The following is a 24,898-nucleotide window of genomic DNA, read 5'->3' on the forward strand; positions in this document are numbered from 1 at the left end:
TGAAACCGGTTTCAGAGGTACACAACAATGCATAAATACCCCGTCTCCATCAGCCTTTCCAGCTACGGCGCCGACCTGGTACGCCAGCAGGGCCAATTGAGTTTTGTCCAGGTGCTCAGCACTGCCGGCGCCCAACGCATCGAATGGCGCGAAGAACTGTTGACCGACGAGCAACCGGGCGAACTGGCGCAAGCAGCGGCGCAGCAGCATTTGGAATCAGTGTTCTCATCGCCCCTGGAACTCTGGGTCGCCGGTCGCGCCCAGCCCAATGCTGAACTGGCCGCGACCCTGGATCGCGCCCTGGCTTTCGGTTCGCGCTGGTTGAAGGTGTCCCTGGGTTACTTCACCGACACCAACGACCTGCAAAGCCTGCACGCCCTGCTCAGCCGTCACCCGGTCCGGCTCCTGGTGGAAAACGACCAGACGTTGCACGGTGGGCGTATCGAGCCGATGCAACGCTTTTTCAGTGAAGTGGAGCGCCTCGGCCTGCCGGTCAAGATGACCTTCGACATCGGCAACTGGCAGTGGCAGGACCAGTCCGCCCTCACCGCCGCCCGCCTGCTCGGCCGGCATGTGGACTACCTGCACTGCAAAGCCGTGGCCCGTCGCCAGGACGGCAAGCTCGTCGCCCTGCCGCCCGGCCCCACCGACCTGCATTTGTGGGAACAACTGCTCAAGCACATGACCCAAGGTATTACGCGGGCCGTGGAATTTCCGTTGCAAGGCGATGACCTGGTCCAGGTCACCGCCCAGCAGGTCGCCGCCCTCGCCACCCTTGGCCAGCCCCGTCTGGAGAATGCCCATGTCTAAGCTCGATATCCTGTCGTTTGGTGAAACCATGGCGATGTTCGTCGCCGAACAGACCGGCGACCTGGCGCAGGTGGCGCAGTTTCACAAGCGCATTGCCGGGGCCGACAGCAATGTCGCCATCGGCCTGTCGCGCCTGGGGTTCAACGTGGCCTGGCTGAGCCGGGTGGGCAATGATTCCCTGGGCCGTTTTGTGCTCGACAGCCTGAAAAAAGAAGGGCTGGACTGCCGCCACGTAGCGGTCGACCCGCTGCACCCCACCGGTTTTCAACTCAAGTCCCGTGAAGACGGCGGCGCCGATCCCCAGGTCGAATACTTTCGCAAAGGCTCGGCGGCCAGCCACTTGTCTATCGAGGCCATCCAACCGGCATTGCTGCAAGCGCGCCACCTGCACGCCACCGGCATTCCAGCGGCCTTGTCCGACGCCACGCGAGCACTGTCTCGCGAGTTGATGATGCAAATGCGCAAGGCCGGGCGCAGCGTGTCGTTCGACCCGAACCTGCGCCCATCGCTATGGCCCGACGAGCAGCAGATGATCCGCGAGATCAATGCCCTCGCCGCCCTGGCCGACTGGGTATTACCGGGCTTGAGCGAAGGCCGTTTGCTCACCGGCTTTGATGACCCGGCCGATATTGCCGCCTTCTACCTGGACCAGGGCGCCGAAGCCGTGGCCATCAAGCTGGGGCCGGACGGGGCTTACTACCGGACCCGCATGGACCAAGGTTTCATCGCCGCCGTGCCGGTGGAAACCGTGGTGGATACCGTCGGTGCCGGCGATGGTTTCGCCGTCGGCATGGTCAGTGCCCTGCTTGAAAACCTCAGTTTCCCCGAGGCCGTGCAGCGCGGTAACTGGATCGGCAGCCGTGCCGTGCAGAGCCGTGGCGATATGGAAGGCTTGCCGTTCAGGGCAGACCTGCCCCTGGCACAGAAGGCGAGCTGAGCAAAGGCGCCGCAGCCCGGCGCGGGGTAAGCCCGCACACCACAACCTGTTGCAACAACTACAACAAGCTCAGGAGCAACACCATGGATACCGTGAAACTCGCCACCCGCCGCTGGTGGTACATCATGCCGATCGTTTTTATCACCTACAGCCTGGCCTATCTGGACCGCGCCAACTATGGCTTCGCCGCCGCCTCCGGGATGGCCGAAGACCTGATGATCACCCCCGGGATGTCGTCGCTGCTCGGCGCGCTGTTTTTCCTGGGCTACTTTTTCTTCCAGGTGCCGGGGGCGATGTATGCCCAGAAGCGCAGCGTTAAAAAGCTGATCTTTGTCAGCCTGATCCTGTGGGGCGGCCTGGCGACGCTGACGGGCGTGGTGTCCAACGCCTATATGCTGATCGCCATCCGCTTCATGCTCGGGGTGGTTGAAGCGGCCGTGATGCCGGCGATGCTGGTGTACCTGTGCCACTGGTTCACCCGTGCCGAGCGCTCGCGCGCCAATACGTTCCTGATTCTCGGCAACCCGGTGACCATGCTGTGGATGTCGGTGGTCTCGGGCTACCTGGTGCAGCACTTCAGCTGGCGCTGGATGTTCATCATCGAAGGTTTGCCGGCGGTGATCTGGGCCTTTATCTGGTGGCGCCTGGCCGATGAGCGGCCCAAGGATGCCAAATGGCTCAGCGACAGCGAGAAACAGGATCTGGAGACCGCCCTGGCCGCCGAGCAGGTGGGCATCAAGGCGGTGAAGAACTACGCCGAAGCCTTCCGCTCGCCCAAGGTGATCGTGCTGGCCCTGCAGTTTTTCTGCTGGAGCATCGGCGTGTACGGCTTTGTGTTGTGGCTGCCGTCGATCCTCAAGGCGGGTTTGAAAATGGATATGGTCGAGGCCGGCTGGTTGTCGGCCCTGCCTTATCTCGCGGCGGTGATCGGCATGCTGGTGGTGTCGTGGGGCTCGGACAAACTGCAAAAGCGTAAACGCTTTGTGTGGCCACCGTTGCTGATTGCCTCCATCGCGTTCTACGGCTCCTACACGCTTGGCGCCGAACATTTCTGGTGGTCCTACACCTTGCTGGTGATCGCCGGCGCCTGCATGTACGCGCCCTACGGTCCGTTCTTCGCCATCGTCCCGGAAATCCTGCCGGCCAACGTCGCCGGTGGCGCCATGGCGCTGATCAACAGCATGGGCGCGCTGGGTTCATTCGGTGGTTCGTACCTGGTGGGTTACCTCAATAGCAGCACCGGCTCGCCCGGCGCCTCGTACCTGCTGATGAGCGGCGCGTTGCTGCTGTCGGTGGTGCTGACGATTTTCCTCAAGCCCGGCGCCAGCGATCGCGTACGGGCGCCAACCCTGGAGTTGAAGGTCAAAACCTCATGAAAAAGTCTGTTGTGCTGTACAAAAAACTCTCCGCGCCGCTGATGGCTCGCCTGCATGAACAGGCCGATGTCACGCTGATCGACGCGCTGGACGACACGGGCCTGGCCAAACTGCGCGACGCGCTGCCCAGCGCCCATGGCCTGCTCGGCGCCAGCCTGCGCCTGGATGCCAGACTGCTGGACCTGGCGCCCCGCCTGGAAGCGGTGGCCAGCGTCTCGGTGGGGGTCGACAACTACGACATCGACTACCTGACCCGGCGCGGCATCCTGCTCAGCAACACCCCGGACGTGCTCACCGAAACCACCGCCGACACCGGTTTTGCGTTGATCCTGGCCACCGCACGCCGGGTGGTCGAGCTGGCCGACATGGTGCGCGCCGGCCAATGGAACAAGAACATCGGCCCGGCGCACTTCGGTACTGACGTGCACGGCAAAACCCTGGGCATCATCGGCATGGGGCGCATTGGTGAAGCCCTGGCGCAGCGCGGGCATTTCGGCTTCGGCATGCCGGTGATCTACCACAGCCACTCACCCAAGCCGCAGGTGGAACAGCGTTTCGGCGCGCAGTACCGCAGCCTGAACGACTTGCTGCAAGAGGCTGACTTTGTCTGCCTGACCTTGCCGCTGACCGCCGAAACCGAGAAGCTGATTGGCGCCGAAGCATTCAGGCGGATGGGGCCGGAGACGATCTTCATCAACATCTCGCGGGGCAAGGTGGTGGACGAAGCGTCGTTGGTCGAAGCCTTGCAGCAGCGCACCATCCGGGCGGCGGGGCTGGATGTGTTCGAGCGTGAGCCGCTCAATCACGAGTCGCCGTTGCTGCGGTTGAACAACGTGGTCGCCACGCCGCATATCGGCTCGGCAACCCAAGAGACGCGCGAGGCGATGGCCAAGTGTGCGGTGGATAATCTGTTGCAGGCGCTGGCCGGGCAAAAGCCGACGAACCTGGTGAACCCGGGGGCGTGGAAGCCATAGCAGAGAGGGGGGGAAGACTTTTTGTAGGAGCGAGCTTGCTCGCGAAAAACCCTCAGACGCCGCGTTCATTCAGGAAACACGCGTCATCGTTGACGTTTTTCGCGAGCAAGCTCGCTCCTACAGATTTTGGCCTTATTGCAGGTCAGATGACGAAGCGCGCCACCATCCCATTCAGGTCCACCGCCAGGCGCGACAGTTCATGGCTGGCCGAGCTGGTCTGGTTGGCACCCGCCGCCGACTGGGTCGCCAGGTCGCGGATGTTGACCAGATTGCGGTCCACTTCGCGGGACACTTGGGCTTGCTCTTCCGAGGCACTGGCAATCACCAGGTTACGCTCGTTGATCAGGCTGATCGATTGAGTGATCTGCTCCAGGGCCACACCGGCGGCGCGAGCCATTTCCAGGGTGGCATGGGTACGCTGGTTACTCTGCTGCATCGACTGCACGGCTTCGCCGGTTCCGCTCTGGATGCCGGCGACCATTTTTTCGATCTCTTGAGTCGACTGTGCGGTGCGATGGGCCAGCGCCCGCACTTCGTCGGCCACCACCGCGAAACCGCGCCCGGCTTCACCGGCGCGGGCCGCTTCAATCGCCGCGTTGAGCGCCAGCAGGTTGGTCTGTTCGGCAATCGCGCGGATCACGTCCAGCACTTTGCCGATATCACGCCCCTGGGACGCCAGGCCTTCGATCAGCACCGAGGTGTTTTGCACATCCTGGGTCATCGTCTGGATGGCCTCGACGGTTTCGACCACGCGGTCGCGTCCCGCACGGGCGGCCTGGTTGGACTGGCCGGACGCTTCGGAGGTCGACACCGCGTTACGCGCCACCTCTTCCACGGCAGCGGTCATTTCGTTGACGGCCGTGGCGGCCTGGTCGATTTCATTGTTCTGTTGTTGCAGGCCCCGGGACGCTTCCTCGGTGACCGCACTCAGCTCTTCGGCGGCGGAGGACAACTGTGTGGCGGAGCCGGCGATATGCTGGATGGTCTGGCGCAAGTTGGCTTGCATGGCGGACAAGGCACTGAGCAAACGCGCCGGTTCGTCCTTGCCATCGTCCTCGATCACTTTGCTGAGGTTGCCACCGGCGATGGTCTCGGCCACTTCCACGGCTTTGCGCAATGGCGTGACGATGCTCCTGGTCAGCGCCCAGGCCAGACACACTGTCAGCAAAGCGGCTACTACCGAGACCACGATGACACCGATGATGGCACTTTGATAACTCTGCTCGGCATCATCATTGGCCTGCCGGGCATCGGCCACATTGATCGCGATCAGCTTGTTCAACTGTTCACCCATCTGATCGGTGCCGTCCTTGATGCGGGTGTTGATCAGGGTACGCATCTCATCGAGCTTGCCTTGCTTGGACAAAGCCAGCATCTCGGCCTGGGCCTTGATGTAGTTGTCCAGGGTGACGATAAACGTCTTGTACAAGGCCGCCTCCTCCGGGCCGGCTGGCATCACCGCATAACCGGCCTGAGCGGTTTTCACTTTATCAAGCAATACACCGATACGGGTTTCGGCCTCCTGCAGGCCCGCCGCCTCACGGTTGACCAGCACCCGAAATGACAGGATACGCAAGCGCAGTACGTTCTCCGTGATAACCCCTAGATAAGTGACGCTGGGCAGTTGGTTGGTGGCCATGTCCGCCGACGCCTGACGCATCAACGTCATGCGATTAACCGCAAACATTCCCAATACCACGACCAATAAGGCAATCAATGCAAAACCGAGAGAAGCTCGAGGGGCAATATTCAGATGGCGAAGGGACATAGATGCGCTCTCATAAGATGTGTTTGCATGCGTCCCTGCCGCGAACGATCCGTCGGCGTCAACGCGCGGCTCAGACCTTGGTCACCATTGTTGTAATTGATAGGTGACCTGCCCAGGCTATCGGCAAGCACCGGCGGTTTATGCAGGGTCTTTATAAATATTTTTTTACACTTCTGACGATTAGCAGTTTCTGGCATCCTGCGTCTCCATTTTCTGACCCGAGCCCTCATTTTGTCTGACGCTCATGCCCCCCAACCGCGCTATAAATCCGACCTGATCTACGGCCTGGAAGACCGTCCGCACTTCACCGCAGCGATTTTTGCCGCGTTACAGCACGTGCTCGCCAGTTTCGTCGGGATCATCACGCCCACCCTGATTGTAGGCGGTGTTCTGGGACTGGGTAGTGAAGTGCCGTACCTGGTGAGCATGGCGCTGTTCGTCTCGGGGCTGGGGACTTTTGTGCAGGCGCGCAAGTTCGGCCCGGTGGGTTCCGGCCTGCTGTGCCTGCAGGGCACCAGTTTTTCGTTTATCAGTGTGATCCTCAGCGCCGGCTTCATGGTCAAGGCCCGGGGCGGCGGGACCGATGAAATTCTCTCGACGATCTTCGGTATCTGTTTTTTTGCAGCCTTTATCGAAGTGGTGCTCAGCCAGTTCATCGGCAAACTGCGCAAACTGATCACCCCGGTTGTCACCGGCACCATCATTACCCTGATGGGTTTGTCGCTGATCAAGGTGGCGGTCACCGACATGGCCGGCGGCTTTGGCTCCAGCGACCTGGGCGCGGCGGGCAACATGGGGCTGGCGGCACTGGTGCTGCTGACCATCGTGGCTCTGAACCGCTTCAGCAACCCGTTCCTGCGCCTGGGTTCGATCGTGATCGGCCTGACCCTGGGCTTTGTCGTGGCTTGGTGGATGGGCCGCGTGGACATGGCCGCCCTGCCCCAGGTGCCGCTGATCAGCGTACCGGTGCCGTTCAAGTACGGTTTCTCGTTCGATTGGGTCGCGTTTATCCCGGTTGCCGTGATCTTCCTGATTTCGCCGCTTGAAGCGGCCGGTGACCTGACCGCCAACTCGATGATTTCGCAACAGCCGGTCAAGGGCCCGCTGTATATCAAGCGCATCAAGTCCGGGCTGCTGGCCGACGGCCTCAATTCGGCCATGGCCGCCACCTTCAACAGCCTGCCGATGGTGACCTTCGCCCAGAACAACGGCGTGATCCAGCTGACCGGTGTGGCCAGCCGCTACGTGGCGTACTTTATCGCCGGCCTGTTGGTGTTGCTGGGGTTGTTCCCGATGATCGGCGCGGTACTGCAACTGATGCCCAAGCCGGTGCTCGGTGGCGCGACGCTGATCATGTTCGGCACCGTGGCCGTGGCCGGAATCAAGATCCTCGCCGAAGCCGGGCTGCACCGACGCAACGTGCTGATCGTGGCGATCTCCCTGGGCATGGGCCTGGGCGTCGCCGCCGTGCCGGAAGTGTTGCGCGACCTGCCCAAGGCCCTGCACAACATCTTTGAATCGCCGATCACCGTGGGCGCATTTTGTGCGATCGTGCTGAACATTTTCCTGCCCGAAGAGTTCATAGAGCTGGAAGAAGACGAATTCGACCCGGAGTCTTCTACCCTCAAAGTCATGCAAGACCCGGACGTTACGCAATAGGAGCAACTTTCAGATGCGCAAGCTCATGGTTCTATCGTTACTGCTGCTGACCTTGAGCGCCTGCGCGCTGTTCCCCCACCGCGACCCGGTCAACATCACGGTGGTGGGGATCGAGCCCCTGCAAAGCCAAGACCTGGAAGTGCGTTTCGCCGTGAAGCTGCGGGTACAGAACCCCAATGAAACGGCCATCGACTACAGCGGCATCGCCCTGGACCTGGACGTCAATGGCCGGCCGCTGGCATCAGGCGTGAGTGACCAGGCAGGCTCGGTGCCGCGCTTTTCCGAGACCGTGCTGATGGTGCCGGTAAGTGTTTCGGCATTTTCCGTACTGCGCCAAACTCTGGGCTTGAGCCAGACTCAAAGCCTGAACAACCTGCCCTACGTGCTGCGCGGCAAGCTGGCGGGCGGGTTGTTCGGCACCATGCGCTTTGTGGAGCGTGGCACGTTGGACCTGCCGAACACGGCTACCTGGTAACGACCATGCAACCGACCTTGCTCACCGAACGACTGATCCTGCAACCACTGACCCTGGCCGACGCCGAGGGCATCCAACAGCAATTCCCGCACTGGGAAGTCGTGCGCTACCTCAACGCCCTGGTGCCCTGGCCCTATCCGGCCGATGGCGCACGCACCTATCTGGAACAAATCGCCCTGCCCGCCATGGCCCGTGGTAAGGAATGGCACTGGTCGATCCGCCTGAAAAGCGCGCCGGACAGGTTAATCGGCAATATCAGCCTGATGGACGAACACGATAACAACCGTGGTTTTTGGCTCGGCCCACAATGGCAAAGGCAAGGCTTGATGCGCGAAGCCTGTGCGGCGGTGAACGACTACTGGTTTGGCGTACTGGAGCGGCCACTGTTGAGGGTGCCCAAGGCGGCGCCGAACCTGGCGTCGCGCCGGATTTCCGAGCGTGAAGGGATGCGCTGGGTGCGCACGGATCAAGGCGAGTTCGTTGAAGGTACCTTCCCGCGGGACCTCTGGGAAATGACTCGCGAGCAATGGCTGGAATACCCACGCCTGAGCCAATGAGGCTGCAAATGTGGGAGCCGGCCCTCCCACACAGCTGAGCGGTGTTCAGTCAGCGATGAAGCGTACGCCCGGCTTGGCCCGCTCATCGACCGTCAACTCAAACACATCCGGCCGGGCATAATGCCCCACCACGTCGTAGTCATAGCGCGCACGCACCAGCTCGTCCGTATCGATCTGCGCCGTCAACAAGCCTGCCTCACCGCGCAATGGCCCGGCGAGCACATCGCCCATCGGCCCGACAATCACACTGCCGCCCGCGATCAACGGGCGCTGCGCCGGCCAGTTGGCCACTTCCACACCCAGCGCCTCGGGCGATGGCTGCACCTGGCAGGCGCTGACCACGAAACAGCGACCTTCGTGGGCCACATGGCGCATGCTGACTTGCCACATCTCGCGTTCATCCACTGTCGGCGCACACCACACTTCGACGCCCTTGGCGTACATTGCCGTGCGCAGCAACGGCATCATGTTTTCCCAGCATACGGCGCCGCCGATGCGCCCTATGGCGCTGTCGATCACCGGCAGGGTCGAGCCGTCGCCCTTGCCCCAAATCAATCGTTCGGTGCCGGTGGGCATCAGCTTGCGGTGCTTGGCCACCAGGCCGCCCGTCGGTTCGAAATACAGCATGGTGCAATACAAGGTGCTGCCACTGCGTTCGATCACACCGAGCACCAGGTTCGCCCCCGTACGCGCCGACAATTCGGCCAGCGCCTGCGTCTCCGCGCCCGGCACATCAATGGCATTGGCAAAATAGCGGGCGAAAGCTTCGCGACCTTCGGGCAGGCGGTAACCCAATTGCGTGCCAAACCCTTCACCTTTGGGATAACCGCCCAGCAGGGCTTCCGGCATCACCACCAGTTGTGCGCCGCTGCGTTTGATTTCTTGCTCATACGCCAGGATTTGCTCAAGGGTTTCGGCCTTGCCGCCAGGCAAGGCACCGATTTGCAGGGCAGCCACTATCGAAACAGGCATCAGGTTCACTCCGAATGAGGGGGGTTGCCCATTTTCCCGCCAGCCTCGATCATGAATAAAGCCCACCTCAGTGCTAAATGATATGAGCCAAATGAATATCACCCAGGTCGACCTGAACCTGCTGAAAACCTTCGAAGCCCTGCACGACGAGTCGAGTGCCAGCCGGGCGGCCTTGCGCCTGGGTGTCACGCAATCGGCCATCAGCGCAGGTTTGCGCCGCCTGCGCGAGGTGTATGGCGATCAATTGTTTGTGCGTACAGGGCGTGGCCTGGCGCCGACGTTGCGGGCCAATCAGTTGAAACCGGTCATCAGCGAAGCGCTGGACCGCTGTCGCCAAAGCCTGGCAATGGTCGACCCGGGTAACCAGCAGTATCAGGGACGCTCGGTGGTGGTGGGTTTGTCCGATGATTTCGAGATTGCCTATGGCCGTCGGCTGATGGACGCAATCGCACAACGCGCACCGAAACTGCGGGTGATTTTCCGTCAGACCCACAGCCAGATTGTCGCTGCCGCCCTGCTTGATCGCACCCTCGACCTGGCGATCACCGCCGGTGGTTTCGCCCAAGGCCGGCTCAGTCGCCAAGTCGTGGGAGAAGGTGATTACCGCTGCCTGGTGGACTCGGACCAGGCCAGCATCAGCCTGGACGAGTTCGTCACACGCGAACATGTGCTGGTGTCGTCGGGCGGGTTTATCGGGATTACCGATGAGGGGCTGGCGGCGCAGGGGCTGAGCCGCCAGGTGTGTGCATCCACCAGCCACTTTGCGGCGCTGCCGTACTTGCTCAAGGGCAGCCAGGCGGTCGCCACCATTCCGGGGCACGCCGCCGAGGCGATTGCGCGCATGACCGGCTTGCGCGTACTGCCCTGCCCGCTGGCGCTGCCGCGCTATCCGGTGGAGTTGGGCTGGCGCACCCAGGCCCAGCTCGACCCCCTGTTGCTGAAGGTACGCGAGGCGATCGTGGCGTGCTTTATTTAGCCGCCGCCATCAGCTTGTTGACTTCACTGCGCACCATGTTGGAAAACTCCGGCGGCGACATGCCGTCGAGTTCCGCGCGGACCCATTCGGCCCACTTGCCCTTGCGCTTGGCACGCTCGCCGAACAGCCGCGCGGCCTCCCCCTTGGCCTTGCCCAGGTTGGTTTGCCACAGCTCGTAAAGTCGGGACTTTTCATCTTCCAGCTCGGCGCGTTCGGCGAGGGTCTTGTTGGCGAGATTGAAGCTCATGTTGAATTACCTGCTGCACAAATAGGCGACATCTTACACTGTAGGTCGAAACTTCCTGATCCGGATTTAGCCTTCGACGGCCTCGGCGCAAAAAAACTGCAACTTTTGCCGAGGCCCGATACTCCATTGTTCACTGTCACATCCACTTGCAAGGAGTCACCCAATGGCCCGCAAAACCGCTGCCCAAGCCGTCGAAGACCAAATCAAGGATCAAGCCTTCAGCGAATTGACCGCGCTGATAGAAGAGTCGGACAAGCTGCTTAAAAGCAGCGCATCCCTGGTGGGTGAAGAAGGAGAAACCCTGCGCGAGCAGGTTGCCATCAAACTCAAGCAAGCGCTGGACTCGGTGTCCAACGTACGTGAACGCAGCAAGCCGGTGGTCGATGCCACCGAAACCTACATCGGTGGCCATCCATGGCAGACCGTCGCGATTTCCGCAGGCTTCGGCCTGGTCGTCGGCCTGTTGCTGGGTCGCCGCAACTGATCGAATCGGGCTGCGCCAGCGCTGGCGCAGCCTGTTTTATTCGCCGGCCAGCTCTCGCAGCCGCGCCAACTCCTCGGCATCCACCTCGATACCCTGCGCGTCCGACCGCTCCCGTGTGCGATGACGCCGATCCCCCGGCAACCGCCGCAACCCTGCCGCATGCATCTGGCGCACCAATTCCTGGCTACGCTCGGCAAAGCTTTGCCCGGCGGTCTTGCTCGGGTCGATCACAATCAATAACTGCCCCGTCCAGGGCGTACGCGCCCCTGGATGGTCGGCCCAATTGAATTCGAAAGAAAAATTGCCGCCGGTCAAGGCCGCCGCCAGCAACTCCACCATCATCGACAAGGCCGAGCCCTTGTGCCCGCCAAAGGGCAGCAATGCGCCCCCTTCCAATATGGCCTTCGGATCCTGGGTCGGCTGGCCCAGGCTGTCCACGCCCATGCCCGGCGGCAGGCGCTCGCCCTTGCGTGCCGCGATCTGTACATCACCATGGGCAATGGCGCTGGTCGCCAGGTCAAACACAATCGGCGCGCCATCGGCACGCGGGGCGGCGAAAGCAATCGGGTTGGTACCGAACAACGGACGGTCGGCGCCATGGGGCACCACGCAGGTCATGCTGTTGACCACGCTCAACGCCACCAGCCCCTCTTCGGCGAACGGCTCGACGTCAGGCCACAACGCGGCAAAGTGATGGGAGTTATGAATGGCCAACAGTGCGATTCCGGCACTGCGGGCTTTTTCCACCAGCAGCGGGCGCGCAGCCTCAAGCGCCGGCTGGGCGAAACCATTACCGGCATCCACCCGCACAAAGCCTGAGGCGACATCGGTGACCACCGGTTCGGCCTTGCCATTCACCCAGCCGCTGGCCAGGGTGCTGACATAACCGGGTATACGGAAAATCCCGTGACTATGCGCGCCATCGCGCTCGGCGCCGGCACAGTTGCGGGCCAAGGTCGCGGCCACCTGCGGCGAGGTACCGTGCAATACGAAGACCCGATGCAGCAACGCCACCAGCTCGGCAAAACCGATGCGGACCAACGCCCGCTCATGGACCTGTGACATCTGAAGCTCCGATTTTATGATTGGAAGGGGCAACAAGACTGGGTAGCCAGGCCGACGATTAAACACCGGGGGGCAAGCCCACTGTCAACCTGCGTTTTTCGTTCCCAGCAGAGGCATAGATATCTACACAAATGATGACCCTGACGCGCTGTTTGCTGTGTTTTTGATCTTGCTTGTGATCTTGATCTCAGGCGCCCCGTTAAACCACGCTGGCCGAACGCAGGCTTGAATCCGTGGGTAACCCGGCAGGACGCCGGGTTAGCCGCCCCGCGCCATGGATGGCGCGTGGCGGCGGCCCACGGATTCAAGCCTGTGTTCGGGCACACCGAGCCTGAGCGAGGTGCCGAGTGGTGGGGCAAGGACCTTTTGGTTACTTTTGGGTCCTTCCAAAAGTGACCCGCTGTAAGAGCGGAACCATAAGCCGCCGTTACCGCAGCAATGGATATGTACTCGGTCACTCCAACAGGTCGGCTCATAGGCCGCCACGGGAGCAAGCTCCCTCGCCACAAGGTCTCAACTTGGCACCGGAGTTGTGGAGGTATCCAGGCTTCAGAAGACAACAAACGAGAACCACTCCCAATTGAAATGCAATCACCATGATGGCAGTTCTCGTCATCCTGCTACGGAGGTTAGAATGTGCGAAATCAGGATGAGTTGATGACCGAAAAGTCCCTTTCAGAAGCCGAATATGACGCCATCACCGATGCGGCCGCGCATTGGTGCATGCGCATGCACGCCAGCGATTGCACGCACGCTGAACGTCAGGCTTTTGCCCAATGGCACGACGCCCACCCCCTGCACGCTTTTGAATACGCCGCGATGCTGGAGATCTGGGACGTCGCCGACCACCTGCCACGCCATGAGCCCAGCGCTGGGGCAGTACCGCTGCCGTTCAAGCCACGCAGCCGTTGGCGCACTTATGCGGTCGCAGCGGCGATCAGCCTGGTGGCATTGCCCCTGGCGGCCTTCACCGGCTGGGAAGCGGGCTGGGTGCCCAGCGCTTATGAACGCTATGACGCCACGCACGGGTTGCGCCAGGTCACCCTGGGCGATGGCAGCCAGGTGGAACTCAACCTGGGCACAGAGTTGGTCTACAGCAACTATAAGGACCAGCGTCGGGTCACGCTGAAAAAAGGCGAAGCCTTCTTCAACGTCAGCCACGACCGTGCCCACCCGTTTATCGTGCAGGCCGGCGAAGGCCAGGTGCGGGTCACCGGCACCCAGTTCAACGTCTGGAAATATGAAGACCAGGTGCGGGTGATGCTGTTGGAGGGCTCGGTACAGGTCGCCAGCGACAACCTGCACGCCAGCGTACCGCTGAACCCCGGCATGCAGGCCAGCTACCAACCCGGCGACGCGACACCGCGCGTGCAGGCGACCGCCCCCGACGATACCGCGCTGGCCTGGCGCCAGGGCAAGCTGATCCTCGACAACCTGGCGCTTTCCGACGCATTGCCTTTGATCAACCGCTACCTGGACAAACCGGTGATGCTGGCGGACGCCAGTACCGGGGCGATTCGCATCGGTGGCATCTACAACATCAACGAGGTCAACAACCTCATCCCGTCCCTGCCTAAAGTGCTGCCGGTCTACCTGACCCAGAACCTGGAAGGCAACCCCGTCCTCAATTCCATCCCGCGTAAAGCCCCCAAAGGTTGAGCCTTCTACCTGCCAAGGCCGCTTCGTTCGTGCCCGCAGTGTCCATTTTTGAAACACCTTGCGCCTCTGGATCGCCCACTCTAGGCGAATTCATCGTTTTGTCATGCGCAGTGTTTCATTGCTGAGACACCTTCAGACAAGACTGGGCATATCCCATCAGAGGGCTGTTGTTTCATCAATGAAACACCCTGACCATCACTTCGCCCCACAAGAAACTCAACCCTTTGAATAACAACGATAAATAAAAAGCGGCACAGCTTCTGCTCTATTCCTTACAGCGCTGTTTAGGGTCAGCGCGAAGAATAAGGAATGCCGCCGTGGCCACACTCACTCAAGTTTCGATGAACATGCTGCTGATCAGCTGTGCACTCAGTGTCGGCCTCAGCGTTCCGAGCTATGCGGGTGACGGCGTTATCGTGACAGGCCGCGATGTACAAGGTCACATGTACGGGCGTCCCCCTTTCGGGCCAGACCCCTACCCCACCACCGCCAACGCCAACCCAAGCCGGGAAGTCATAGGCGCCACGGGCGAGCTCAGTGATGCGGCGATCGGCGGCATCAGCAGCGGTTCGAGCATCGTGCAAGCGGTCCAATCCAGCAGCAACTTGACCCACTTGCAAGCCACTCAGAACGGCATGTCGACCCTGGGTGCCGGCTCTGCCGCCGGCCACGGTGCAGGCAGCGGCGTGGGTGGGCAGATCAGCGACTCGATCCAGCGCGGCATGGCGCCCCTGAACAACATCGGCAGCATGATGGGGGGCAAATGATGAACCGTTCCCTGGTGCTACTTGCCCTGCTGGGCAGTGCTGCGGCCATGGCCGACAACACCGCGACAATCAACAACAGCGGGCAGGACTACGGCGGCAACCTGTCGATCAACCAGGCTGCAGGCAGCCAGCAACAGATGGCCAACAACCGCGCCGTCACCCTGGGCGGCCAGGCCACCACTCTCAACATCCAGCGAATGGATGGCAATGTCGATCCCTCCCTGAACGCCAAGGCGGCGATCCAGGGCACCTCTTTCAGCAACGGCAACGGTGTACTGGGCTTCAACCAGTCGGCCGGGGCCAATAACCAATCAGTCAATGCCGTGCGGATCAGCGTAAACCCTGCCCCGCTCAGCATCGACGACAGCGTCTTGTTGCAACAGAACACCACGACGCTGGCAACCGACTCAGGGCTCACCCCCACCACTGGCAGCCGCCAGGTCGTGACAAGCGACCAGGCCTTCACCGGCAGCCGAGGAGTGATTCAGGTGAACCAGAGTGCCGGGGTGGGGAACCGAGTGGCTAACACCCTGGGCATCACTATCAAGTAAGCGCTTGGTAGCACACGTTAGACCGTACCAACACTTAACCAACTAATTAGAAGCAAGGAGAAACACCATGAAACCTCAAATGGCTCTGAAACCACTGGTTTTCGCTCTCGCCGCACTCATGGCTGCCGCTGCTCAAGCAGGGGGTGGCTGGCACCCTGCCCCTCAACCCACCGGCACTGTTGCCTCCGTCGTGACGGACGTGCAAAAAAGTGCACACAACAAATTCAACGATACCAAAACCGAGAACAATGCTTCGGCTGATGGCTCGGTCACCAACAACAGCGGTAACGTTGGGGTAAACGCGCAGTCGGGCTCGGGCAACCAAGCTGACAACGCCGGTGCTATCTCCAGTGCCAAAGGCGACTTTGCAACGGTGTTTGCAGTGATCGACGTGGATCAAGGCAGCACCCACAACACCTTCACCAACAAAGGCACGCAAAACAATGCGTCGCTGGATAACTCGGTGAACAGCAACTCCGGCAACGTGGGCTACAACGGTCAGGCCGGCCAGGGCAACCAGGGTAAAAACAACCTGGCGATCACCACCGCCGATGGTAAAAACATCGCGGCAGCCTCCAACACCGAGCAAAATTCGCTCAACAACACCTTCCTCAACACCGCGGCTACCAGCCACGGCTATGGCTGGGGCAGCAAGGCTCAATACGTGTCCAACAACTCCAGCCTCGACAACTCGGTTAACCGCAACTCCGGTAACGTGGGTGTGAACCTGCAATCCGGTGCCGGCAACCAAGGCAGCAACAGCCTGTCGATCGGCCAGGGTTGCAGCGTCTGCGCCAGCGGCGTGCGCTTCTGATCCAATGGGGCCTTGCCAACAAGGCCCTTTTTTATTCCAGTGTCCAGCAGGTCATACGATCATGCGCCTCGCGACCCTCACCCTCCTGATGCTGCTCACCGGCCCTGCGTGGGCAGGCACCATGGCGGTTTCCGCCATGCCTGGCGGTGCAGTCATCTTCAAGAAGGTCGAGAGTATTCGTGAGCGGCGCTTCGCCAACCTGGTGGAACAGAAAACCGATTTCAGCTGCGGTGCCGCGGCACTTGCCACCATCCTGCGCCAGGCCTATTGGCTGGACGTCGACGAAGATCATGTCATCAAAGGCATGCTGGTAACCGCCGACCAGAACCTGGTACGTACCCAGGGATTTTCCATGCTGGACATGAAGCGCTATCTCGAAAGCATCGGCATGCGTGCCCGAGGCTACAAAATTGCGCCAGAGACGCTGGTGACGGTGAGAATCCCCGTAGTGGTATTGCTGGAAATTCGAGGCTACAAGCATTTTGTGGTGATGCAGCGCGCCGACAAGGACTGGGTGTATATCGGCGACCCGGTGCTGGGCCATAAACGCTACTCGAAGGACGACTTCGTCAAGGGCTGGAATGGCATCGTATTCGCCGTGCTGGGCGAGGGTTATGACAAGACCAATGTCTTGCTCACTCCGCCCACGCCACTGACCGCCAGGAACATGATGAACCAGTTCAAGCCTCTGGCCGATACCGAGCTGATGGACTTCGGTTTTATCCAAAGCGACTTCTTCTAGAAGCGCAATAAGGAGCAGGACGCTCCAGGAGCTGAAGATGAACACTTCCCGCTGGCTGACCGCCTTGTGTCTGGCAGCCGCAATGCCTGCTTATGCGTCATCGGGGTTCAAACCGATCGAACTCAAGGATTCGGAAATGGCCGACCTGCGTGGCCGTTACGTAATGCCGGGGCGAATCATCAGCTTCGGCATTGTGATGAGCAGCACCTGGACCAACGCCGTGGGCGACACCATTACCGGCAAGGCCAGCATGCAGATCGATAAAACCACGATCACCCCGCAGTTCTATGTACAGACTACCGGCGCCTCCGGTAGCGGGACGAACCAGCACACCGGCACCGGCAACGTGGTAGGCGGCGCGGGCCTGGGCAGCGGCCAGGGCGTGACCCAGAGCGTGCGCACGGCCGGCGATGGCAACACCGCCTACAACGATGTGGGCATCAACATCAGCCAGAACGGCTTCGCCCCTGCCAATGCCGTGCAATCGGGCCAAGTGCTGGTCGCCGGCGGTACCGTCACCGGCGATAGCGCGGCAGGCCACGTGAGCGTATCAGCCAACAACGGCGGCCTGCAGATGGCGATCCAGGCCAATCATAACCAAGGCAACAGCCTGCAGCAGATCGGCGGCGGGAATGTGTTGCAAGGTACGGTATTGACCGGCAACTCCAACTTCGTCAACAACATGACCCAGCTCAATGTCGTGATGAACAATGGTCTGAACAATCGCGCGTTGAACTGCAACTTGGATCAACTCAAAGGCCTACGCAATCTCGGTTATTGAACTACGCTGACCCTCGACACTTAAGCATTAAAAAGGACGGCTTATTTCATGCAACGATCGTTATCGCTACGTGCGGTGGTCTGTTTGAGTACACTCCTGCCCGCATCCATGTTGTATGCAGCGTCAGATACCGATGTCGAAACCCTCAAACAGGAGCTCCTCGAGCTCAAACAGCGTTACGAAGTGCAGCAAAAAGCCCTCGCGGTGCTGGAACAGCGTGTACGCCAGGTCGAAGACCAACCGGCAACACCCGCGCCGCGACGCCTGGCCAAGTCGCCCGCCGACTTCAAGAAAGGCGGCACGGCTGTCGCCGGCACAGGTGCCGCAGCGGCGTCCGGAGGCGCGGCAGGCGGCGGCAGTTCCTACGGGCAGTCTCTCAAGGATGATTCGGCCCCCGCGCAAAGTGTGAGCAACCTTTATAACGAAGCCAGCGGCTTTTTCGGCAATGGCAAGTTCAGCGTTGAAACCGGCATTACCTATGCCCGCTACGATGCGCGCCAATTGACCCTCAACGGCTTCCTGGCGCTGGATTCGATCTTCCTGGGCAATCTCAACCTGGACCGGATCAAGTCCGATAGCTGGACCCTTGACCTGACCGCGCGCTACAACGTCGATAACCGTTGGCAGTTCGACGTGAACGCGCCGGTGGTGTACCGCGAGTCGACCTACCAGTCGAGCGGCGCCGGCAACGATGCCACCGCGACATCGGAAGCTTCAGTCACCCGCAATCCAACCCTGGGTGACGTGAACTTCGGCGTAGCGTACAAATTCCTCGACGAAACTCCAAGCCTGCCGGATGCAGTGGTCTCTCTGCGGGTCAAGGCACCTACGGGTAAAGACCCGTTTGGCATCAAGCTGATCAAGCAACCCGACAACGACAACCTTTTCCTGCCCGAAAGCCTGCCTACGGGTAACGGTGTCTGGTCGATCACCCCTGGTATTTCCCTGGTCAAGACCTTCGACCCGGCGGTGTTGTTTGGGTCGTTCTCCTACACCCACAACCTGGAAGGCTCGTTTGACGATATCAGCAGCGACGTCAACCAGAAAGTGGGCGGCAAGGTACGCCTGGGCGACAGCTTCCAGCTCGGCGCCGGCGTGGCCTTCGCGCTCAACGAGAAAATGAGCATGTCGTTCTCGGTGTCCGACCTCGTGCAGCGCCAGAGCAAGCTCAAGCCGGATGGCCGCGACTGGCAGTCCGTGGTTTCCAGCGATGCCAATGCCGGCTACTTCAACGTGGGCATGACCATCGCGGCCTCCGACAACCTGACCATCGTGCCGAACCTGGCCATCGGCATCACGCCGGATGCGCCTTCGTTCAGTTTCAGCCTGAAGTTCCCGTACTACTTCTGACGCAAAGGGCTGCTTTGCAGCCTGGAACACTCACCAGGAAAGGCCAGACAAGAAAAAGCCCCGCAACGATAAGGGTCGTTGCGGGGCTTTTTGGTTTACCCGCCCTAGCGGATCTGGTGTTTGTGCAGCAACCGGTAGAACGTTGGCCGGGATACGCCCAGGACACGGGCTGCGACACTCAGGTTGTCGCTGTACCGGTTGAGCACATCGCACAGCGCCTGGCGTTCGGCGCGGTGCTTGTAATCTTCCAGTGTAGCCATCACTGGCGCGATTGCCTGCCGGCTTTGCAAACCCAGATCGGCGGCTTCGATTTGTCGCCCCTCCGCCAGCACCAAGCCGCGCCGTACACGGTTGGCCAACTCGCGCACATTGCCCGGCCACAGGTGCTCGCCCATGGCAACCAACGCATCCTCACTGAAACTGCGCGGACGACGACCGGTCTCCTGGCTGTAAAAATGCGAAAAATGGTTGGCCAGCATCCCTACATCACCGTGACGCTCGCGTAACGGCGCGGTCACCACCTGCAGCACATTGAGCCGGTAATACAGGTCTTCACGAAACGTGCCCTTTGCCACGGCGGCTTCCAGGTCGACGTGAGTCGCGGCCAGTACCCGTACATCCACCGGGATGGGCCGGCTACCACCGACCCGTTCGATCTGTTTCTCTTGCAGGAAGCGCAACAGGTTGGCCTGCAACTCCATGGGCAAGTCACCGATCTCATCCAGGAACAGCGTACCCCCGTGGGCCGCTTCGATCCGCCCGACCTTGCGCTGATGGGCACCGGTAAACGCACCTTTTTCGTGGCCAAACAGCTCGGACTGGATCAAATGTTCGGGAATCGCGCCGCAATTGATGGCGACAAAGGGTTTGCCATGGCGCTGTGACTGGCGATGCAGGGTCTTGGCCGCCAGCTCCTTGCCGGTACCACTGTCACCACGAATCAACACCGGTGACTCGGTGGGCGCCAGTTTTGCCAGCAGTTTGCGCAGCTCGCGGATCGGGCGGCTGTCGCCGAGCAGCTCATGCTCGGGCTCGTCGACCCGCGCGTGGCATTTGCCACGCAGGCGCGCCATGCCAAAGGCACGGCCCAGGGTGACCTGCACCCTGGAGACGTCGAACGGCAAGGTATGAAAGTCGAAAAACCATTCACAGACAAAATCGCCGACGTTTTGCAGGCGCAGCACATCCTGGCTGAGTACGGCGATCCATTCGGTACCGCTGCGGCTGATCAACTCCTTGACCGCCTCCGGGCGTTCCAGGTGCGAGGGGTGCAAACGCAGCAGGCCGACATCGCAGGATCGCTCGCCCACGGCTTCCAGGTCGCAACTGTCCACCTCCCAGCCGGCGCTGCGTAAACCGGGTAACAGCCCGTGGCAATCGTCACAGGGGTCAACCACGAGCAGGCGGCGCTGGACAGGTGTAACAACCATGACTATTCCCTGACGTCAAAATGACTAAAGTTATTTAGAAACAATAGTTTGTGGCAGCTGCTGATAACCCTAGCAAGATCTTGACGCAGGCTTTGTACTAATTCGCTATAAGGAGGCGGCAAAAAGCCACTTTCTCAGCGCATTTACAAAAAAGTTGCGGCGCGCGCAAACTTTCATTCAGCTTTCAAAACAGCCGCTTACATGACTCTAATCAGGAAAAGTCGAAATTTCTTGTTTTAACATGTGACCCGTACCCCGCCATCGTGCATCAGTACAAGTAACCCGCCGCACGGTCAGCCCAACCGACGGCATTTCACTTGAATGGGCATTGAGAGAGACGACCCACATGAACGCCCCGCTCCGCATCAACGAAGCTCTTTTGATCGCAGACCGTGCTTTCCAGCCCTTTCAGTGCGTAGCCTGGCACGATGGCAATGGTGCCCTCAGCCTGAGCGTCATCGACCGCACTAATACCCGTATTGGCAGCAAACAACTTTCGTCGAGCGCCTATACCGACCCGGCACAATTGGAAGACTTGTTGTTGCAGGCCCGCGCCGAACTCGACAAAGATGGCTACCAGTTGCAGTCCTGGGCAATGCCCAAGTAAGCCGCTGCGCTAACTTGCGCTCACTGTAGAACAGCGAGCGCAAGTTCGGCATTGGAACTTAAGGGTTTATCGCGCCGCAAGAATAAAGCGCTCAAACGCTTGCGCCGCGCCATCCTCGAGATTGCTGCCGGTGACGACACTGGCTTGGCGCTTGACGGTTTCTTCCGCCTGGCCCATGGCAATCGAAAAACCCGCCACGTGAAACATCGCCGGGTCATTGCCGCCATCACCGATGGCGGCTGTCTGCTCCAGCGGTATTCCAAGATGCGCCGCCAACGTCTTCAGGGCTTCGCCTTTATTGGCCAGCATGGCCGTCACATCCAGATAAACCGGTTGCGAACGCGAGACCTGGGCCAAACCCTGCACTTTGGGCTGCAAGCGTGCTTCCAGCTCCACCAGCAACTGGGTGTTTTGACTGGCCGCGACAATCTTGTCGACCCGATCCAGGTACGGCTCGAAGCTCTCGACCACTTTCGGACCGTAACCAAGACCATCGGCTTCACGCTGTACCATCGGACCTGGCGGGTCGCGACGCAACCAGTCGCCATCGGCAAATACCCAGACCTCTACGTCCGGCTCGCCGGAGAACAGCGCCAACGTCACCAACGCCGCCTCCGCCGGCAAGTGGTGGGCGACCAGGATGCTGCCGTCCGGGTTGATCAGCGTGCCGCCATTGAAGCCCGCAACCGGCACATCGACCCCGAAGGCCTCGATCATATGCAACATGGCCTTGGGCGGCCGCCCGCTGGCCAGGCTGAAGAGCACGCCGGCATCGCGCAGCGCGCGTACCGTATCCAGGGTGCGTTGGCTGGGCTGATGATCGGGACGCAAGAGCGTCCCGTCCATATCACTCAAGACGAATCGGATGGGATGAATCGCTACGTCATTCATCCCAGAGCGTGCCAGCTACGACCATCGCGGGCCAGCAACGCGTCGGCGGCTGCCGGGCCGTCTTCACCGGCCTTGTAGGCCTGGATGCCGTCATCCTCTTTCCAGGCATCGAGGAACGGCTGCACGGCGCGCCAGCCGTTCTCGATGTTGTCGGCGCGCTGGAACAAGGTCTGATCGCCGGTCATGCAGTCGTAGATCAGGGTTTCATAACCCGTCGACGGTTGCATCTCGAAGAAGTCCTTGTAGTCGAAGCCCAATTCGATATTGGCCATTTCCAGGGTCGGCCCGGGCTGTTTGGCCAACAGGTCGAACCACATGCCTTCGTTGGGCTGGATCTGGATTTTCAGGTAAGTCGGCTTGAGTTCATCCACCTCGGTATCGCGGAACTGGGCATAGGGCGCATGCTTGAAGCAGATCACGATCTCGGTGTCACGGATGCTCATGCGTTTGCCGGTACGCAGGTAGAACGGCACGCCGACCCAACGCCAGTTGTCGATCATCACCTTGAGGGCAACGAAGGTCTCAGTGCTGCTGTCGGGCGCGACATTCGCCTCTTCGCGGTAACCGGGCAGCGACTTGCCGCCGATCTCGCCGGCGGTGTACTGGCCACGTACCGAGTTGGCCCGGGCTTCCTCCAGGGACCACGGCCGGATAGCACCGACGACCTTGGCCTTCTCGCCGCGCACCGCATCGGCACCGAACGCTGCCGGAGGTTCCATCGCCACCATTGCCAGCAACTGGAACAGGTGGTTGGGCACCATGTCGCGCAGGGTACCGGTTTTCTCGAAGAAATTACCCCGGGTTTCCACGCCGACGGTTTCGGCCGCGGTGATCTGTACGTGGTCGATGTAATGGTTGTTCCAGAAAGCCTCGAACAGCACGTTGGAGAAACGGCTGATCAGGATGTTCTGCACCGTTTCCTTGCCCAGGTAATGGTCGATGCGATAAATCTGCTTCTCGCTCATCACCTTGAGCAGGCACGCGTTGAGCGCCTCGGCAGTGGCCAGGTCGGAACCGAAAGGTTTTTCGATGACCACACGGCGAAAGGCCTCGTCCGTTTCGTTGAGCAGCCCGGCGCTGCCCAGGCGCTGCACCACGTCACTGAAGAAACGCGGTGCGGTGGCCAGGTAAAACACCGCGTTACCGGTGCCGCTTTCGGCGATCTTCTTGCCGATATCGGCGTAGGTCGTGTCGTCGAGGAAGTCGCCCTCGACGTAGCTGATACCTTTGGCCAACTGCGCCCACAGCTCAGGGTCCAATGCGTTTCCAGCACTGCCCCTGACCTTGCTTGCCGCCTCGGTGCGAATGAAATCTTCAAGCTTCTTGGCGAAGTCGGCGTCACTGATGGCATTGTGATCAACGCCAACAATACGCAGGCCATCGCCCAGCAACCCATCCCGATTGAGGTTATACAGCGCCGGCATGAGCAGGCGCTTGACCAGATCCCCATGGGCACCAAACAGAAACAGTGTGGTGGGCGGGGCGGGTTCGGCCTTGGGTTTCTTGCCGTTGGCGGTCATTTTTTGGAAGTCTCCACGTGACCGCCAAAGCCGAAGCGCATGGCAGACAGCATTTTGTCACCGTAGGTGCTCTGCTGGCGCGAACGGAAACGTGCAAACAACGAAGTGGACAGCACCGGCACCGGCACCGCTTGCTCCATGGCGGCCTCGATGGTCCAGCGACCTTCGCCACTGTCGGCGACGGAACCGGAGTAACCGTCGAGTTTCGGGTCGGTGGCCAGGGCGTCGGCGGTCAGGTCCAGCAACCACGACGAGACCACGCTGCCACGGCGCCACACTTCGGCGATGTCGGCGACATTGAGGTCAAAGCGTTGGTCTTCCGGCAGGTTTTCCGAGTTCTTGGTCTTGAGAATGTCAAAACCTTCGGCGAACGCCTGCATCATCCCGTACTCGATGCCGTTGTGAATCATCTTGACGAAGTGGCCGGAGCCCGCAGGGCCGGCGTGGATGTAGCCCTGTTCCGCACGTGGGTCGGCATCGGCGGCGCGGTCCTTGGTGCGAGGGATGCTACCCAGACCCGGCGCCAGGCTCTTGAAGATCGGGTCCAGGCGCTGCACGGTCTGCGCGTCGCCACCGATCATCATGCAATAACCGCGCTCCAGGCCCCAGACGCCGCCGGAAGTGCCCACGTCGACGTAGTGCAGGCCCTTTTCGGCCAAGGCCTTGGCGCGACGCACATCATCTTTATAGTTGGTGTTGCCGCCATCGATGATGGCGTCACCGTCTTCAAGCAGTGTGCTCAGTTCGTTGATGGTGTCTTCGGTGGGCGCGCCTGCCGGCAACATGACCCAGACGGTACGCGGCTTCTGCAGCCCGGCAACCAGGGCCTTGAGGTCGGCAACGCCGGTGGCGCCCTCCTCGCTCAAGCCTTTGACGAATGCTTCGTTACGGTCGTATACAACGGTGGTATGCCCATTGAGCATCAGGCGCCGCGCAATGTTACCGCCCATGCGGCCTAGTCCGATAATCCCCAGTTGCATGTGCTGATGCTCCTAACTACTAAAAAATGTGTGACATAGTTTATAGCGCAATGAGGCTAATGAGGATTAGTCCAGAGCAGATCCGTGTAGTTTCATGACAAAAAAGTCGCCATCGTTTCAACATCACCCCACCAAAAGTCACACGACCACCAAAAATAAAAAAGTTCCCTTGATCCAAAAAAGAATTCACACTTGCTCTCGACTGATGCCGAGAACCTCGAACCGAGCACTCCGGCACCGCGATCTACCGGCTATTTGCGAGGTAAGCAATGAGCGCAGTACAAATGACCAAACCGCCGCAAACCCTCTACGTCACCGTTCGTCGCGATGAACTGCGCCAGCTCAAAGACGAACGCGATCAGTTGCAGCAAGAGGTTCTGCGCCTACGCTCGCAACTGCAAGCCCAGCTGGAACAGCCGTCGGGCACCAAGCCTGCACTCTGCTAAGCGCCGCACGCCAGAGCGTTGCAAGGCAATGCCTACAGAAAACTCACAAAGTTTTCACAT

General features: G+C 60.6%; 26 protein-coding genes. 18 read left to right on the plus strand and 8 right to left on the minus strand.

Features of this window, described 5'->3' with window-relative positions; genetic code table 11:
- Positions 1-27: 27 nt before the first annotated feature.
- The 4 genes from ACQRBV_RS23465 (at position 28) to ACQRBV_RS23480 (ending at position 4,097) form a co-directional block, all read left to right on the plus strand.
- The gene (locus ACQRBV_RS23465) at positions 28-810 is read left to right on the plus strand and encodes a sugar phosphate isomerase/epimerase family protein (RefSeq protein ID WP_244383698.1); all 783 of its coding nucleotides are present in this window, start codon (positions 28-30) and stop codon (positions 808-810) included.
- Positions 803-1,747, plus strand: a complete 945-nt coding sequence (locus ACQRBV_RS23470; RefSeq protein WP_060757080.1) for a sugar kinase — start codon at positions 803-805, stop codon at positions 1,745-1,747. The genes ACQRBV_RS23465 and ACQRBV_RS23470 overlap by 8 nt, the downstream gene beginning before the upstream one ends.
- A gap of 83 nt (positions 1,748-1,830) precedes the next feature.
- A complete protein-coding gene (locus ACQRBV_RS23475) occupies positions 1,831-3,123 on the plus strand; it encodes an MFS transporter (RefSeq protein ID WP_090371428.1) in 1,293 nt (430 codons plus the stop codon).
- Entirely contained in the window at positions 3,120-4,097 is a 978-nt protein-coding gene (locus ACQRBV_RS23480) for an NAD(P)-dependent oxidoreductase (RefSeq protein ID WP_411983907.1), read from the plus strand. The genes ACQRBV_RS23475 and ACQRBV_RS23480 overlap by 4 nt, the downstream gene beginning before the upstream one ends.
- A 142-nt stretch (positions 4,098-4,239) precedes the next feature.
- Here the strand turns inward: ACQRBV_RS23480 and ACQRBV_RS23485 are convergent, their stop codons facing one another.
- Positions 4,240-5,865 carry a methyl-accepting chemotaxis protein gene (locus ACQRBV_RS23485; RefSeq protein ID WP_104993478.1) on the minus strand — a complete coding sequence of 542 codons (1,626 nt, stop codon included), beginning with the start codon at positions 5,863-5,865 and terminating at the stop codon, positions 4,240-4,242.
- A 231-nt stretch (positions 5,866-6,096) separates the two neighbouring features.
- Here ACQRBV_RS23485 and ACQRBV_RS23490 point away from each other — a divergent pair, with 231 nt between their 5' ends.
- Genes ACQRBV_RS23490 through ACQRBV_RS23500 form a run of 3 tightly spaced genes read left to right on the plus strand, consistent with a single transcriptional unit; the run spans position 6,097 to position 8,556 of the window.
- On the plus strand, positions 6,097-7,524 hold the full coding sequence (locus ACQRBV_RS23490; protein WP_411983906.1) for a nucleobase:cation symporter-2 family protein: 1,428 nt from the start codon (positions 6,097-6,099) through the stop codon (positions 7,522-7,524).
- Positions 7,525-7,537: 13 nt separating this feature from the next.
- Positions 7,538-7,999: an LEA type 2 family protein gene (locus ACQRBV_RS23495; protein WP_090371436.1), complete on the plus strand. Its 462-nt coding sequence runs from the start codon at positions 7,538-7,540 to the stop codon at positions 7,997-7,999.
- Between the two features lie 5 nt (positions 8,000-8,004).
- Complete coding sequence (locus tag ACQRBV_RS23500; protein ID WP_411983905.1) at positions 8,005-8,556, plus strand: GNAT family N-acetyltransferase; 552 nt, start codon at positions 8,005-8,007, stop codon at positions 8,554-8,556.
- Positions 8,557-8,601: 45 nt separating this feature from the next.
- Here ACQRBV_RS23500 and ACQRBV_RS23505 read toward each other — a convergent pair whose 3' ends face one another.
- Complete coding sequence (locus ACQRBV_RS23505; RefSeq protein WP_060757087.1) at positions 8,602-9,528, minus strand: carbon-nitrogen hydrolase family protein; 927 nt, start codon at positions 9,526-9,528, stop codon at positions 8,602-8,604.
- A gap of 82 nt (positions 9,529-9,610) precedes the next feature.
- On the opposite strand from ACQRBV_RS23505, the gene ACQRBV_RS23510 reads away from it, so the two are divergent.
- The gene (locus tag ACQRBV_RS23510) at positions 9,611-10,504 is read left to right on the plus strand and encodes a LysR family transcriptional regulator (RefSeq protein ID WP_244698593.1); all 894 of its coding nucleotides are present in this window, start codon (positions 9,611-9,613) and stop codon (positions 10,502-10,504) included.
- On the opposite strand, the gene ACQRBV_RS23515 is transcribed toward ACQRBV_RS23510, so the two are convergent.
- Positions 10,497-10,751, minus strand: a complete 255-nt coding sequence (locus tag ACQRBV_RS23515) for a hypothetical protein (RefSeq protein WP_060757089.1) — start codon at positions 10,749-10,751, stop codon at positions 10,497-10,499. The two genes, ACQRBV_RS23510 and ACQRBV_RS23515, sit on opposite strands and share 8 nt — an antisense overlap.
- Before the next feature lie 163 nt (positions 10,752-10,914).
- On the opposite strand from ACQRBV_RS23515, the gene ACQRBV_RS23520 reads away from it, so the two are divergent.
- Complete coding sequence (locus ACQRBV_RS23520; RefSeq protein WP_016979401.1) at positions 10,915-11,235, plus strand: DUF883 family protein; 321 nt, start codon at positions 10,915-10,917, stop codon at positions 11,233-11,235.
- Positions 11,236-11,271: 36 nt separating this feature from the next.
- On the opposite strand, the gene ACQRBV_RS23525 is transcribed toward ACQRBV_RS23520, so the two are convergent.
- Positions 11,272-12,300: an Ldh family oxidoreductase gene (locus tag ACQRBV_RS23525; RefSeq protein WP_060757090.1), complete on the minus strand. Its 1,029-nt coding sequence runs from the start codon at positions 12,298-12,300 to the stop codon at positions 11,272-11,274.
- A 657-nt stretch (positions 12,301-12,957) separates the two neighbouring features.
- Between ACQRBV_RS23525 and ACQRBV_RS23530 the strand changes: the two genes are divergently transcribed.
- The 7 genes from ACQRBV_RS23530 (at position 12,958) to ACQRBV_RS23560 (ending at position 18,964) form a co-directional block, all read left to right on the plus strand.
- On the plus strand, positions 12,958-13,959 hold the full coding sequence (locus ACQRBV_RS23530; protein WP_161549503.1) for a FecR family protein: 1,002 nt from the start codon (positions 12,958-12,960) through the stop codon (positions 13,957-13,959).
- A gap of 317 nt (positions 13,960-14,276) precedes the next feature.
- Positions 14,277-14,726: a hypothetical protein gene (locus ACQRBV_RS23535; protein ID WP_104993473.1), complete on the plus strand. Its 450-nt coding sequence runs from the start codon at positions 14,277-14,279 to the stop codon at positions 14,724-14,726.
- Complete coding sequence (locus ACQRBV_RS23540) at positions 14,726-15,277, plus strand: adhesin (protein WP_244383703.1); 552 nt, start codon at positions 14,726-14,728, stop codon at positions 15,275-15,277. Before ACQRBV_RS23535 ends, ACQRBV_RS23540 begins: the two co-directional genes overlap by 1 nt.
- A gap of 67 nt (positions 15,278-15,344) precedes the next feature.
- The gene (locus ACQRBV_RS23545; protein ID WP_060757093.1) at positions 15,345-16,091 is read left to right on the plus strand and encodes a hypothetical protein; all 747 of its coding nucleotides are present in this window, start codon (positions 15,345-15,347) and stop codon (positions 16,089-16,091) included.
- Between the two features lie 61 nt (positions 16,092-16,152).
- On the plus strand, positions 16,153-16,833 hold the full coding sequence (locus tag ACQRBV_RS23550; protein WP_411983904.1) for a C39 family peptidase: 681 nt from the start codon (positions 16,153-16,155) through the stop codon (positions 16,831-16,833).
- 37 nt (positions 16,834-16,870) lie between these two features.
- Complete coding sequence (locus ACQRBV_RS23555) at positions 16,871-17,614, plus strand: hypothetical protein (RefSeq protein ID WP_411983903.1); 744 nt, start codon at positions 16,871-16,873, stop codon at positions 17,612-17,614.
- A 48-nt stretch (positions 17,615-17,662) separates the two neighbouring features.
- Positions 17,663-18,964 (plus strand): hypothetical protein, encoded by a 1,302-nt coding sequence (locus ACQRBV_RS23560; protein ID WP_411983902.1) that lies wholly within the window; start codon positions 17,663-17,665, stop codon positions 18,962-18,964.
- A gap of 104 nt (positions 18,965-19,068) precedes the next feature.
- Here the strand turns inward: ACQRBV_RS23560 and ACQRBV_RS23565 are convergent, their stop codons facing one another.
- Positions 19,069-20,394, minus strand: a complete 1,326-nt coding sequence (locus tag ACQRBV_RS23565) for a sigma-54 dependent transcriptional regulator (RefSeq protein ID WP_411983901.1) — start codon at positions 20,392-20,394, stop codon at positions 19,069-19,071.
- 346 nt (positions 20,395-20,740) lie between these two features.
- Between ACQRBV_RS23565 and ACQRBV_RS23570 the strand changes: the two genes are divergently transcribed.
- Positions 20,741-21,001: a hypothetical protein gene (locus ACQRBV_RS23570; RefSeq protein WP_025857279.1), complete on the plus strand. Its 261-nt coding sequence runs from the start codon at positions 20,741-20,743 to the stop codon at positions 20,999-21,001.
- A gap of 66 nt (positions 21,002-21,067) precedes the next feature.
- Here ACQRBV_RS23570 and ACQRBV_RS23575 read toward each other — a convergent pair whose 3' ends face one another.
- Genes ACQRBV_RS23575 through gnd form a run of 3 tightly spaced genes read right to left on the minus strand, consistent with a single transcriptional unit; the run spans position 21,068 to position 24,392 of the window.
- Entirely contained in the window at positions 21,068-21,892 is an 825-nt protein-coding gene (locus ACQRBV_RS23575; RefSeq protein ID WP_411983900.1) for an HAD family hydrolase, read from the minus strand.
- Positions 21,889-23,412: a glucose-6-phosphate dehydrogenase gene (gene zwf, locus ACQRBV_RS23580; RefSeq protein ID WP_411983899.1), complete on the minus strand. Its 1,524-nt coding sequence runs from the start codon at positions 23,410-23,412 to the stop codon at positions 21,889-21,891. The genes ACQRBV_RS23575 and zwf overlap by 4 nt, the downstream gene beginning before the upstream one ends.
- Complete coding sequence (gene gnd / locus ACQRBV_RS23585) at positions 23,409-24,392, minus strand: phosphogluconate dehydrogenase (NAD(+)-dependent, decarboxylating) (protein WP_090371461.1); 984 nt, start codon at positions 24,390-24,392, stop codon at positions 23,409-23,411. Before gnd ends, zwf begins: the two co-directional genes overlap by 4 nt.
- Before the next feature lie 269 nt (positions 24,393-24,661).
- Here gnd and ACQRBV_RS23590 point away from each other — a divergent pair, with 269 nt between their 5' ends.
- Positions 24,662-24,838, plus strand: a complete 177-nt coding sequence (locus ACQRBV_RS23590; RefSeq protein WP_158510695.1) for a DUF6026 family protein — start codon at positions 24,662-24,664, stop codon at positions 24,836-24,838.
- The last annotated feature ends 60 nt before the right edge of the window (positions 24,839-24,898 follow it).

It is taken from the genome of Pseudomonas sp. R11F (genome assembly GCF_050312575.1).
GTDB lineage: Bacteria > Pseudomonadota > Gammaproteobacteria > Pseudomonadales > Pseudomonadaceae > Aquipseudomonas > Aquipseudomonas palleroniana.

Excerpts from the sequence above, each read along its gene's own strand:
- ACQRBV_RS23465 (WP_244383698.1), top strand. The coding sequence starts at position 28 with ATGCATAAATACCCCGTCTCCATCAGCCTTTCCAGCTACGGCGCCGAC.
- ACQRBV_RS23470 (WP_060757080.1), top strand. The coding sequence starts at position 803 with ATGTCTAAGCTCGATATCCTGTCGTTTGGTGAAACCATGGCGATGTTC.
- ACQRBV_RS23475 (WP_090371428.1), top strand. The coding sequence starts at position 1,831 with ATGGATACCGTGAAACTCGCCACCCGCCGCTGGTGGTACATCATGCCG.
- ACQRBV_RS23480 (WP_411983907.1), top strand. The coding sequence starts at position 3,120 with ATGAAAAAGTCTGTTGTGCTGTACAAAAAACTCTCCGCGCCGCTGATG.
- ACQRBV_RS23485 (WP_104993478.1), bottom strand. The coding sequence starts at position 5,865 with ATGTCCCTTCGCCATCTGAATATTGCCCCTCGAGCTTCTCTCGGTTTT.
- ACQRBV_RS23495 (WP_090371436.1), top strand. The coding sequence starts at position 7,538 with ATGCGCAAGCTCATGGTTCTATCGTTACTGCTGCTGACCTTGAGCGCC.
- ACQRBV_RS23500 (WP_411983905.1), top strand. The coding sequence starts at position 8,005 with ATGCAACCGACCTTGCTCACCGAACGACTGATCCTGCAACCACTGACC.
- ACQRBV_RS23505 (WP_060757087.1), bottom strand. The coding sequence starts at position 9,528 with ATGCCTGTTTCGATAGTGGCTGCCCTGCAAATCGGTGCCTTGCCTGGC.
- ACQRBV_RS23510 (WP_244698593.1), top strand. The coding sequence starts at position 9,611 with ATGAGCCAAATGAATATCACCCAGGTCGACCTGAACCTGCTGAAAACC.
- ACQRBV_RS23515 (WP_060757089.1), bottom strand. The coding sequence starts at position 10,751 with ATGAGCTTCAATCTCGCCAACAAGACCCTCGCCGAACGCGCCGAGCTG.
- ACQRBV_RS23520 (WP_016979401.1), top strand. The coding sequence starts at position 10,915 with ATGGCCCGCAAAACCGCTGCCCAAGCCGTCGAAGACCAAATCAAGGAT.
- ACQRBV_RS23525 (WP_060757090.1), bottom strand. The coding sequence starts at position 12,300 with ATGTCACAGGTCCATGAGCGGGCGTTGGTCCGCATCGGTTTTGCCGAG.
- ACQRBV_RS23530 (WP_161549503.1), top strand. The coding sequence starts at position 12,958 with ATGACCGAAAAGTCCCTTTCAGAAGCCGAATATGACGCCATCACCGAT.
- ACQRBV_RS23540 (WP_244383703.1), top strand. The coding sequence starts at position 14,726 with ATGAACCGTTCCCTGGTGCTACTTGCCCTGCTGGGCAGTGCTGCGGCC.
- ACQRBV_RS23545 (WP_060757093.1), top strand. The coding sequence starts at position 15,345 with ATGAAACCTCAAATGGCTCTGAAACCACTGGTTTTCGCTCTCGCCGCA.
- ACQRBV_RS23550 (WP_411983904.1), top strand. The coding sequence starts at position 16,153 with ATGCGCCTCGCGACCCTCACCCTCCTGATGCTGCTCACCGGCCCTGCG.
- ACQRBV_RS23555 (WP_411983903.1), top strand. The coding sequence starts at position 16,871 with ATGAACACTTCCCGCTGGCTGACCGCCTTGTGTCTGGCAGCCGCAATG.
- ACQRBV_RS23560 (WP_411983902.1), top strand. The coding sequence starts at position 17,663 with ATGCAACGATCGTTATCGCTACGTGCGGTGGTCTGTTTGAGTACACTC.
- ACQRBV_RS23565 (WP_411983901.1), bottom strand. The coding sequence starts at position 20,394 with ATGGTTGTTACACCTGTCCAGCGCCGCCTGCTCGTGGTTGACCCCTGT.
- ACQRBV_RS23570 (WP_025857279.1), top strand. The coding sequence starts at position 20,741 with ATGAACGCCCCGCTCCGCATCAACGAAGCTCTTTTGATCGCAGACCGT.
- ACQRBV_RS23575 (WP_411983900.1), bottom strand. The coding sequence starts at position 21,892 with ATGAATGACGTAGCGATTCATCCCATCCGATTCGTCTTGAGTGATATG.
- zwf (WP_411983899.1), bottom strand. The coding sequence starts at position 23,412 with ATGACCGCCAACGGCAAGAAACCCAAGGCCGAACCCGCCCCGCCCACC.
- gnd (WP_090371461.1), bottom strand. The coding sequence starts at position 24,392 with ATGCAACTGGGGATTATCGGACTAGGCCGCATGGGCGGTAACATTGCG.
- ACQRBV_RS23590 (WP_158510695.1), top strand. The coding sequence starts at position 24,662 with ATGAGCGCAGTACAAATGACCAAACCGCCGCAAACCCTCTACGTCACC.